Origin of the sequence: Catenuloplanes sp. NPDC051500 (genome assembly GCF_044454585.1) — a bacterium.
Taxonomy (GTDB): Bacteria; Actinomycetota; Actinomycetes; order Mycobacteriales; family Micromonosporaceae; genus Catenuloplanes.
Genome location: NZ_JBITDX010000028.1, coordinates 72,877 through 83,069, shown reverse-complemented (window position 1 = coordinate 83,069; position 10,193 = coordinate 72,877). Strand labels below are relative to the sequence as shown.

The 10,193-nt window shown below is 72.8% G+C and carries 8 protein-coding genes; 4 read left to right on the top strand and 4 right to left on the bottom strand.

All coding sequences use genetic code 11. The features are described from left to right. Positions 1–495: 495 nt before the first annotated feature. Positions 496–1,167 (bottom strand): GntR family transcriptional regulator, encoded by a 672-nt coding sequence (locus ACIA8K_RS36445; protein WP_396067840.1) that lies wholly within the window; start codon positions 1,165–1,167, stop codon positions 496–498. A gap of 176 nt (positions 1,168–1,343) precedes the next feature. On the opposite strand from ACIA8K_RS36445, the gene ACIA8K_RS36440 reads away from it, so the two are divergent. From ACIA8K_RS36440 to ACIA8K_RS36425, 4 genes are all read left to right on the top strand, one after another. Next, positions 1,344–2,105 carry an SDR family NAD(P)-dependent oxidoreductase gene (locus ACIA8K_RS36440; protein ID WP_396067838.1) on the top strand — a complete coding sequence of 254 codons (762 nt, stop codon included), beginning with the start codon at positions 1,344–1,346 and terminating at the stop codon, positions 2,103–2,105. A gap of 60 nt (positions 2,106–2,165) precedes the next feature. Further along, positions 2,166–2,897, top strand: coding sequence for a histidine phosphatase family protein (locus ACIA8K_RS36435; RefSeq protein ID WP_396067836.1), 732 nt, complete (start codon positions 2,166–2,168; stop codon positions 2,895–2,897). After that, positions 2,881–3,843: an NAD(P)H-hydrate dehydratase gene (locus ACIA8K_RS36430; protein ID WP_396067834.1), complete on the top strand. Its 963-nt coding sequence runs from the start codon at positions 2,881–2,883 to the stop codon at positions 3,841–3,843. Before ACIA8K_RS36435 ends, ACIA8K_RS36430 begins: the two co-directional genes overlap by 17 nt. Positions 3,844–3,927: 84 nt before the next feature. Then, complete coding sequence (locus ACIA8K_RS36425; RefSeq protein WP_396067832.1) at positions 3,928–5,349, top strand: DUF2079 domain-containing protein; 1,422 nt, start codon at positions 3,928–3,930, stop codon at positions 5,347–5,349. A gap of 12 nt (positions 5,350–5,361) precedes the next feature. Here the strand turns inward: ACIA8K_RS36425 and ACIA8K_RS36420 are convergent, their stop codons facing one another. Genes ACIA8K_RS36420 through ACIA8K_RS36410 form a run of 3 tightly spaced genes read right to left on the bottom strand, consistent with a single transcriptional unit; the run spans position 5,362 to position 9,781 of the window. Then, positions 5,362–7,644, bottom strand: a complete 2,283-nt coding sequence (locus ACIA8K_RS36420) for a transglutaminaseTgpA domain-containing protein (RefSeq protein WP_396067848.1) — start codon at positions 7,642–7,644, stop codon at positions 5,362–5,364. Further along, entirely contained in the window at positions 7,644–8,792 is a 1,149-nt protein-coding gene (locus ACIA8K_RS36415; protein ID WP_396067830.1) for a DUF58 domain-containing protein, read from the bottom strand. Before ACIA8K_RS36415 ends, ACIA8K_RS36420 begins: the two co-directional genes overlap by 1 nt. After that, positions 8,792–9,781 (bottom strand): AAA family ATPase, encoded by a 990-nt coding sequence (locus tag ACIA8K_RS36410; protein WP_396067846.1) that lies wholly within the window; start codon positions 9,779–9,781, stop codon positions 8,792–8,794. The genes ACIA8K_RS36415 and ACIA8K_RS36410 overlap by 1 nt, the downstream gene beginning before the upstream one ends. Between the last annotated feature and the right edge of the window lie 412 nt (positions 9,782–10,193).

Below are 10,193 nucleotides of genomic sequence, written 5' to 3'. Positions count from 1 at the left end.
CCGATGATCTGCTCGGCTCTGCCCGGGTCGATGGCAGACGGGGCAGACAGGCCACACGAAACCCAGCCACCCCGGGTCGGAAGGCGAAGCCGCAAAGCCCTTTCGGTTGCCCCGGAGCCGGAGTGCTCCTCCCGGAGGGCCGCCGGAGGCAAAAGAACCGCAGCCAACCCACCCCACCTCACCGAACAGACAGAAATGTCCGGGCAGGCAGCCGTCGACGAGATGCGTTTCGTCGTGCCGAAGAGCGCGCACCGCCACCGGCCGGCACATACCAAGGCCTCGAGCAGCACCCGATACCGGACCAGGCCCGCTGAGGGTCGTGTCGGCCACTCCGCGCCCGAAATTTCGCTATATACAAGCCTCCGACGCGCGCTCACCCTGACCGCAGAAGGCCTGTAGATCATGAATTACGGGTGAGTAGCGCCCGCCCCTCGCGTGGGCAGCAGAGCCGGGAGCATGCGGGCTCGGACCATCGCCCAGCAGGAGTATCTAGCTTCAGGGCAGGTGGGCCAGGAGGCCGCGGTGGGCGCTGTTGACGTGTTCCTCGGCGATGCGGGCGAGGGTGTCGCGGTCCCCGGAGCGGAGCAGGGTGGCGAGTTCGCGGTGTTCGTCGACGACGCGGGCGCGGTAGTGGGCGAAGCCGAGTGCCACACGGCGCAGCTGGAACAGGTGGACCTGAGAGCGGACCGCGTGCCACGCCTCGGTCAGCCGCCGGTTGCCGGCGGCCGCGTAGACGCCGTCGTGGAAGGCGATGTCAAGCGCAACCAGGCGCGGTCCGGCCGGGGTGCCGGCGATCTCCGTGGCCATCGCGCCGACAAGCGCGTCAAGCTCCGCGAGGTGGGTCTCGGTGGCGGTCTCGCGCGCGGTGATCGCGGCCAGGCGGTCGAGCGCGGCGCGGACCGCGTAGACCTCGCGGACGTCCTCCGGCGTGATGTCGATGACCGAGGTGCCCCGGTGCCAGGCGCTGCGAACCAGGCCCTCGCGTTCCAGGATCCACAGGCCCTCGCGCACCGAGCCGCGGCTGACGCCGAGCGCGGTGGCCAGCTCGACCTCGCGGAGCGGGCCACCGGGCGGCACCTCACCGGCGAGGATGGCGTCGCGGATCCGATCAGCGGACTCGTCGGCGAGACCGCGACGGCTGGCCCGGCCGAGATGGGGCGAGGTCATGCCACGCTCCGCCCGGTGCCGAGGATGCGACGGTGACTCCGCCCGGTGCCGAGGACGTATCGGGGCCTCCGCCCAGTTCTGAGGATGTGCCGAGGGTGACGCCGCGCCGGCGTACGCGGGAGCTGGCTCATTCAACAATGTTGACATTCGGACAAAGATCGCGGCAAGCTGGCGCGATGAATCGGGGCATTCTGGTCAGCGGGGCGTCGGGCGGCATCGGGCGGGCGATCGCGGAGGCGTTCGCGGCGCGGGGCGACCGGATCGCTGTGCATTACGGGACCAACCGGGCCGGGGCGGAAGGCACGCTGCGGTTGCTCGCCGGCGACGGGCACGTGCTGACCGGCGGTGATCTGCGCGACCCGGCCGGTGCGGCGCGCGTGGCCGAGGACGCGGCGGACGCGCTCGGCGGCGTCGACGTGCTTGTCAACAACGCGGCCGTGGCGCCGCAGCCGGAGAACCGGCACTCGCCGGCCGATGTCTCCTATGCGGACTGGCAGCGAATCTGGCGGGACACGGTCGATGTGAACCTGCTTGCCGCCGCGAACCTGACCTGGTGCGTGGCCCGGCAGCTGATCGACCGCGGCGTGCCGGGCGCGATCGTGAACGTGGGCTCGCGCGGCGCGTACCGCGGTGAGCCGGAGTTCCCCGCGTACGGCGCGAGCAAGGCGGCACTTCACGCGTTCGGGCAGTCGATGGCGGTGGCGCTGGCCCCGCACGGGATCGCGGTCGCGTCGGTCGCGCCCGGTTTCGTGGCGACGGCCCGGCAGGCGGCGAAACTGACAGGCGAGCCGGGCGCGGAGGTGCGCGCGCAGAGCCCGTTCGGCCGGGTCGGTACGCCGGAGGAGGTCGCGGCCGCGGTGCTGCACCTGGCCTCGCCGGAGGGGGCGTGGTCGTCGGGTGCGGTGCTTGACCTGAACGGGGCGTCGTACCTGAGGTGACCGGAGGACGTTCGAGCCCCGGCCGGTTTTCGGAGCGCCGGTCCGGGTAAGGCAGCGTCCGTGGATGAACTGAGCTGGCTGGCCGTCGTACGGCACGGGGAGAGCACCGGCAACGTCGCGGCCTCCCGCGCGGAACAGGCCGGCGAGGAGGTCATCGACATTCCGGAACGGGACGCCGACGTGCCGCTCTCCACGACCGGTCAGGAGCAGGCCGAGGCGGTCGGTGCCTGGCTCGGCGAACTGCCCGGCGACAAGCGCCCCGCCGTCGCTGTGATCTCGCCCTACCGCCGGGCCCGGGAGACCGCGGAACGCGCGCTGGCCCCGATCGAGGCACGCACCTGGGTGGACGAACGGCTGCGCGACCGCGAACTCGGCGTCCTTGATCTGCTCACCGGCAAGGGCGTCCGCGCACGGTTCCCCGAGGAGGCGGAACGCCGTGACCGCCTCGGCAAGTTCTACTACCGGCCGCCGGGCGGCGAGTCCTGGGCGGACGTCACGCTGCGGTTGCGAAGCCTCCTCGGTGACCTGCGCCGCGACCACGCCGGTGAGCGCGTCATCCTCTTCGCCCACGAGGCGATCGTCTACCTGCTGCGCTACCTGCTGGAGGAGATCTCCGAGCCGGACCTGGTGACGCTCGCCCGGGACGGCGAGGTCGGCAACTGCTCGATCACCAGCTGGGTGCCCGGCGAGCACGACCGGCTCGTGCTCGAGGACTTCGCCGTGATCCACCACCTGCACCGCCAGGGCGCCACCCCGACAAGCGAGGAGGGCGTCGATGCCGAACCGGTCTGAGCCCGTGGCAGTCATCACCCCCCGCCTGCTGCGCGACTGGGCGCTGCCGGTCCCGGTCGGCGGCAAGGACGCCCGTGGCACGGTCCTGGTGGTGGGCGGCTCCCGCTTCACCCCGGGCGCGGTGCTGCTGGCCGGTGTGGCCGCGTTGCGGGCCGGCGCGGGCGTGCTGCAGCTGGCGGTCGCGGAGTCGACAGCCGCCGCGCTGAGCATCGCCGTGCCGGAGGCGCTCGTCGCCGGCCTGCCGGAGACGCCCGGCGGCTCGGTCGCGGCGACCGCGATCACCGCTGCTTCGACGGACAAGGCCGCCGGCGGCGGGAAGGGCTCCGAGGGTGCCGCGGACCGCCCGCGTGCGGACCGGCTGGCCGAACTGGCCGCAGAGGCCGGAGTGATCGCCGCCGGTCCCGGGCTGGACGATGTGGAGGAGACGAGCGGCCTGCTCAAGGGCCTGCTCGCCGCCGCCGGACCGGAAACCGTCTTCGTCCTGGACGCCTACGCGCTGGGCGCGCTCAGCCGCGAGCCGGACCTGCTCCGCGACCACGGCCGCACCGCCGTGCTCACCCCGAACCTCACCGAGGCCCGTTTCCTGCTCGGCCACGATCTCGACGACGACCTGGACGACGCCGCGGCCGAGATCGCCGTGAAGTACGACGCGGTGGTCTCGCTCTACGGCCACATCGCGTCCCGCCCGTCCTCGGGTGGTGTCGTGCGCCGCTGGCGTGAGGAGACGGCCGACACCGGTCTCGGCACCTCCGGCAGCGGTGACGTCCGCGCCGGAATCCTCGCCGGCCTCATCTCCCGCGGCGCCACCCCGGAGCAGGCCGCCTGCTGGGCTGCCTGGGCCCACGCCACCGCCGGTCAGCGGCTGGTCCCCGGCCACGGCCGGATCGGCTTCCTCGCCCGCGAACTCCTCGACGAGATCTCGCCCGCGCTGGCGGTGCTCCAGTGACGCGGCGGCCCGGCTCGGCGGGCTACCACACAGACGGTCGCCCGCGCTGACGGCGTGCGACACGTGGGGCCTAGGCTTCCGGCCGTGTCGATCACCCCTCATGGCGCTGTCACGATCCCCCGGAGTTCCGAGGACGGGGCCGGACCCGGTCGTTCCGGGCGCTGGGCCCCGTACCCCCTGGCTCTCCTGGTCTTCATCGCCTTCGGCACGCTGGCGATCGGCCGGCACGCGCGGTTTCAGACGGGCGGCTACGACCTAGGGATCTTCGAACAGGCGATCAGGGGGTACGCGCACCTGGGCCCGCCGATCGCGGCGCTCAAGGGACCGGGCTTCAACCTGCTGGGGGATCACTTCCATCCGATCCTCATCGTCATCGCGCCGTTCTACCGCGTGTTTCCCAGCCCGCTGACGATTCTCCTCTTCCAGGCAGCGTTGATCGCCGTCTCGGTGATTCCGGTCGCCAGGCTCGCCATAGCGACCGCCGGTGTCGCGGGCGGGATGGGCATCGGCGTCGCCTACGGCCTTTCCTGGGGCTTCCAGTCGGCGGTCGACTTCGATTTCCACGAGGTCGCCTTCGCGGTGCCGCTTGTCGCCTTCAGTCTGGTCGCGATCGTCGAGAAGCGCTGGCGGAGCGCGGTGCTGTGGGCGCTTCCGCTGGTCCTGGTGAAGGAGGACCTGCCGGCGACCGTGGCGGCGATCGGCCTGGTCATCGCGCTTCGTGGGCAGCGCCGCACCGGGATCGCGCTGATCGGATTCGCCGTGGCCGCCGGAGTGGCGATCGTGGCGTTCATCATCCCGGCTTTCAATCCTCAGCACGTCTACGCCTACTCGGTCAACAAGTATCCGACAGACCAGGGCCCGCTGGCGCGGATGTTCACGCCTGTCGCCAAGTGGCGGACGCTCTTCTGGATCGTGCTGCCCACCGCTTTCCTGGCGCCGATCTCGTCGCTTTTCCTGGTGGCGGTGCCCACGTTGCTCTGGCGGTTCTGGTCGACGAATCCGCTCTACTGGGAGATGGGGTTCCAGTACAACGCGATACTCATGCCGATCGTCTTCGTCGCCTTTGTGGAGTCGATGTCCACGCTCACGTTCTTCACGCGTGATGCGCGGCGCAAGCTGGCCGTCTCGATCGCAGCGGCGGCGCTCACTGTGGTCTACACGTACGCCTCGCCGTGGGCGCTCAACAGCCTGCTCGACGGTAACAACTGGCGTCTCAGCGCCGAGGTGAAGGCCGCGAAGGAGCTGCTGGAGAAGATACCGTCCGGCGCGACCGTGGCGGCGGACAACCACTTCGCGGCCCAGCTGACCTCCCGGTGCACCGTCTATTTCTTCCCGGACCATCCGGGTGACGGGACCGATCCCGAATGGGTCGTCTACGGCACACCGCTTGACGTCAGCATGGCGTCGGCCGAGGTGATCGAAGCCGAGCTGAACAGCGTCAAAGACCGGTACACAGTGGTCGCGAGCAACTCGAGCGGCGTCCTCCTGCGGCTCCGGCGCACCTAGGCCTTCGACGGGCTAGGCCTTCGGCGGGCCTGACCGGTTGCGGGCCCACCGCAGCGGGCCCGGGTGCAGCGACCAGAGGACGCGCCGCCACCACGGGCGACGGGCGCGTAGGGCTGCCACATAGGCTGCGGCGGTGGTGCCGGCGCGGCTCGCCTGGAGGTCGTCGACCGCACGTGGCGCGAACGTGTCCTGGTTCATCAGCTCGGCCAGTTCGTCGAGCGGCGGCACCGCGGCTCGCAGCTCCGGCCGTTTGACCTGCGCGGATGCCTGCGCGACCGTCTCGGTGGCGTGGCCGGCGAACTCGGTGGCGGTCAGATCCGGGGAGGCGGGACGGCCGGCCAGGCGGAGCGCGTCGCCGACCTCCAGCCAGGCGCCGGTCACCCGCTCGCGAGGGTCGATCGCGCGCAACCGGCGGCGGGACAGGCTGCGGCGCATGATCAGGAGGGCGATGACCAGCCCGCCGAGGACCAGGAGCAGCGTGCCGGAGATGCCGCCCGCGACCACGGCCCGGGTCCGCGCGGCACCGGGCCCGCCGTCGGCCAGAGCCGTACCGGCGGACGCGTCGGCGGACGGCTCGATCGACGGGGTGGGGGCGTCCGTGGGCGGCTCGTCGGACTTGTCCGGCTCGGGGCGGAAGTCCTCCTCGACCGGGCGCGGCTGCGCGTCCGCCTGCGGCATCGGGTTGAACGACACCCAGCCGACGCCGTCGAACAGCACCTCGGGCCAGGCGAACGCGTTCGCACCGCGGATCGGGACCGGCCCGCCCGCGCCCGTGGCCGGCGGAGAGAAGCCGACGACCACCCGGGACGGCAGGCCGAGCAGCCGGGCCAGTACCGCGAACGAGGCCGCGAACTGCTCGGACGTGCCCTCCTGGCCGCCCGCGTTGCGCGGGCCGAAGAGAAAGAAGCCCAGATTGGGGTACGCGTGCCCGCTCGCCGCGTCCGCCGTGACCCGGTAGTGCGTGGCCAGGAACTGCTCGATCGCCACCGCCCGGTCGTACGGCGCGCCGTTCTCCTCGCCCAGCTGCTCGGCGAGCTGCTGCACCGGCTCCGGCACGCCGTCCGAGACGGTGAGCAGGCGTGCCACGTCCGGCCCGCCCGGCACGTCCGCGACCGGCAGGCCGCTCAGGTCAAGCTTCTCCCGCGCGGACGACACCGTGTAGCGGAGCCCGGCCGTCAGACCCTCGGGCCGGATCAGCGTGCCGGACGCCGCGTCGAACGCCACCCGCGTGCCCTCGACACCTGACGGCGTGGGCACTGCGGGAAGCAGCCGGCCGCTGAGCTCCGCGATTGTCAGCCGCTGGTCGACCTGCTCCACTGTCGAGCCGGGCGCGGGCGGCGCGGTCGGCAGCACCCGGCCCGCGGCCCGGTAGGTGGCGCCGACCTTCCAGGTCACGCCGTCGTAGTCGTTGAGCACCGCGAGTCGTACCAGCGGAAGGTCTGTGCCGTTGAGCGGCTCCACGTCGAACAGGTGCTGGTCCGGGTTGAGCGCCCAGCCGGAGATCCGGTTCAGCGGGCTCTCGTCGAGGCTGTCGACCTGCGGCGGCTCCACGTACTGACGGGGGTCGACCGGGGCGGCGGTCACCAGGCCCGCGACCTGCGGCGCGCCCGCGAACGTCAGCGCCAGCAGCACCGCGAGCGCCACCACCGGGCCGGCCAGGCGGCGCAGGCGGCCGGCCGACTCCGCACCCTGCGCGGTCGCGGTGGTCAGCGCCCGGGACCGCGGCGGCACCCGGCCCGGCGCGGTGGCCAGACCCAGCGCGGCAAGCGCCACGAAGGCGAGCGTCGGCGGCAGCGCGGCATCCGCGTTCGGCCCGATCACGTAGAGCGTGCCGGCAAGCAGGCCGATCGGCGCGGTGTAGCCGAGCAGTACCCAGCCGGCGCGGCCGGAGACCTCTGTCGCGGCCAGGCCTGCCAGCCACGCCGCGACAAGCGGCACCACGATCGTGTCCGGCGTCGGCTCGACCGGGATCATCGCGGTGAGCATGCGCGGGATGCCGTTGCGGGCCGCGTCCACGAGCACCTGGGCCAGCGGCGTGTCCAGCCCGGCGCGCTGCGCGGCCAGCCGGAGCGCGAACCCGGTGTACCCGGCGAGCAGCAGCACGGACAGCGGCGCGACGGTCCAGGACGGCAGCCGCCGGACCGCGGTGCCGAGACCCACGCTGAGCACGGCGGCGCCCGCGACGAGCTGCATGAGCAGCGGGCCTGAATAGACACGGCCGAGCAACACGCCGCAGAGCGCGATCATGCCGGCCAGCGCGATCGGGAGCCCGGCCGCGCGCACCACCCTCACCATCATCCGGCCGCGCCGTTCCACTCCGCGGCGAACGTGTCGCCGTCCTCCGCGTTCAGGACAAGCATGCCGCCGCTCCAGCCGGACGGGTGCGCACGACCGGTCCCGCCGAGCACCACCGAGACCTGCAGCGGGTACGCCGTCCGCACGGTTGCCAGCTGACCCAGGTCCGCGCGCCCGCCCGGCCCGGTCAGGAAGATCAGCGTGTCGCCGAGCTTCTGCTGCCGCAGCCGGGTGGTCGCCGTCCGGAACGTCTCCTCGGACGCCGCCTGCGGCTCCGCTGCGGTAAGTGCGTCCAGAGGACTGAAACCCTCCTCCGAAACGCCGCTGACCAGGTGCAACGTGACCGGCAGATCCTCACGGGCCGCGGCCGCCACCACTGATGCGGCGGCCTCGCACGCGGCCTCGAAGCTTGCCGACATGCCGTCCGTGAGCGGCGTGTGCGACGCGGCCCGGTCGTCGAGCAGCACCACCAGCCGCGGCAGGCTGGTGTCCAGCTGCTCGCGGACCATCAGCTCGCCCATCCGTGCGGTGGAACGCCAGTGCACGCGCCGCAGATCGTCGCCGATCACGTACTCCCGCAGTGTGTCGAACGTGATCGAGCCCTGCGGCACCGTGTCCGACCGGCCGTCCATGCTGCGGGTGACACCTGCCGGGATCGCGCTCAGCGGCAGGATCCGCGGATGCACCCAGACCGTGACCGGGTCGCCGTGCGCCTGCGCGAACCGGACCAGGCCAAGCGGGTCAGCGCGCGTCACGCGCAGCGGGCCGACCGCGATCCTGCCCCGCCGGTGCGTCGGCACCGGGTACGTCACAGTGGTGTCCCGGCCCGCGCGCAGCCGTAGCGGCGGCACCGTGACCGGGCGGCCACCGCAGGAGTCGGACGCGGCGAGCGTGGCCGACCGGCGGCGGGCCGCATTGCGCAACGTGAGGATCATCGTGGACGGCTCACCGCGCGGCACCCGGTCCGGGTCCGCGACCCGGGTCAGCGCAAGCGTCGGCCGCCACGCCACGAACAGCACGGCCCAGACCGCCGCGAGCAGGCCGGCGGCGCCGAGCACCGCCAGCTCCACGTAGCCGAACCGGAGACCGGCCGCCAGCAGCACCAGGGCGCCGGCGGCCAGTCCTATGCCGCGCGAGGTCGGGCGCATCAGGCGTGCGCGCCGCCGGGAAGCGGCACCGGGACGGAGCGCAGCGCGTCGGCCACCACGTCGTCCGCGGTGGCGCCACGCAGCGCCGCGTCCGGGTTGAGAAGCACGCGGTGCGCGAAGACCGGGCCGATCAGCGCCTTCAGATCCTCGGGCAGGATCCAGGCCCGGCCCTCCAGCAGCGCGTACGCGCAGGCGGCCCGGGTCAGCGCGATCACGCCACGCGGGCTGACGCCGATCCTGACCCGGGGGTCCGTACGGGTCGCGGCCGCGAGGCGCACGGCGTACGCGTACAGCGGGTCCGCGATGTGCACGCGCTGCGCCATCCGGATCATCTCGGCCACGATGTTCGTGTCAGCGATCGGCGGCAGGCTCTCCGGCGAGCGCACGTTCGCCCCGCGGAGCACCTCGATCTCCACCGCCTCGTCCGGGTAGCCGACGCTCAGTTTGACCAGGAAGCGGTCGAGCTGGGCCTCGGGCAGCCGGTACGTCCCGTCCATCTCCACCGGGTTCTGCGTGGCGACGACAAGGAACGGGCGCGGCACCGGGTGCGGCACACCGTCGACGGTGACCGTGCGCTCCTCCATCACCTCGAGCAGCGCGGACTGCGTCTTCGGCGACGCCCGGTTGATCTCGTCGGCGATCACGATGTTCGCGAAGACCGGACCCGGGTGGAACTCGAATCCGCGGGTGGCCTGGTTGAAGATCGTGACGCCGGAGACGTCCGCGGGCAGCAGGTCAGGCGTGAACTGGATGCGCCGCCACTGGCCGTCGACCGACGCCGCGATCGCCCGGGCCAGCGTGGTCTTGCCGACGCCTGGCACGTCCTCAAGCAGCACGTGGCCCTGCGCGAAGAACGCGGTGAGCGCCAGCCGGATCAGCTCCGGCTTGCCGAGCACGACGGTGCCGATGCTTGCCGCGAGCTGGTTCGCGATGCTTGAGAAGCCCTGCACCTGCTGCTGGGTGAGCGGGCCCTCGGTGGGTGCGCCCATCGCGGGCGCGCTGACCGGAGCGTGCGGCGGGATGGCGGGCGGGGCCGTGCCGAGCGGGCTCATACCGGGCGGGTTCATGCCGAGTGGGCTCATGCCGGGCGGGTTCATCGTGGGCGGCGACGGTGGTGCCACCGGCGGCGCCGGGGGCGGGGGCAGCGTGGTGGCCTGGGAGGACTGCGGTGAGCCGTAGCTCTGCGGCGCGGTGCCGTAGTCGCCCGGACCCGGCTGCTGCTGCCCGTACTGCCCGCCGCCGTACTGCCCGCCCTGACCGCTGTCGTACTGGCCGGCGTCGTACTGCCCGGCGTCGTACTGGCCGGCGTCATAGGAGACGCGGTCGTACTTGTCGTACTGCCCGCCGCCGTGCTGCGCGGCCGGCTGCTGCCCCGCGCTACCGCCACCAGCAGGCGAAACG

What these genes read in the sequence shown, in the direction of transcription:
- ACIA8K_RS36410 (WP_396067846.1), bottom strand. Translation starts at nt 9,781, where the DNA reads ATGGGCGCACCCACCGAGGGCCCGCTCACCCAGCAGCAGGTGCAGGGC.
- ACIA8K_RS36420 (WP_396067848.1), bottom strand. Translation starts at nt 7,644, where the DNA reads ATGGTGAGGGTGGTGCGCGCGGCCGGGCTCCCGATCGCGCTGGCCGGC.
- ACIA8K_RS36445 (WP_396067840.1), bottom strand. Translation starts at nt 1,167, where the DNA reads ATGACCTCGCCCCATCTCGGCCGGGCCAGCCGTCGCGGTCTCGCCGAC.
- ACIA8K_RS36415 (WP_396067830.1), bottom strand. Translation starts at nt 8,792, where the DNA reads ATGCGCCCGACCTCGCGCGGCATAGGACTGGCCGCCGGCGCCCTGGTG.
- ACIA8K_RS36440 (WP_396067838.1), top strand. Translation starts at nt 1,344, where the DNA reads ATGAATCGGGGCATTCTGGTCAGCGGGGCGTCGGGCGGCATCGGGCGG.
- ACIA8K_RS36430 (WP_396067834.1), top strand. Translation starts at nt 2,881, where the DNA reads ATGCCGAACCGGTCTGAGCCCGTGGCAGTCATCACCCCCCGCCTGCTG.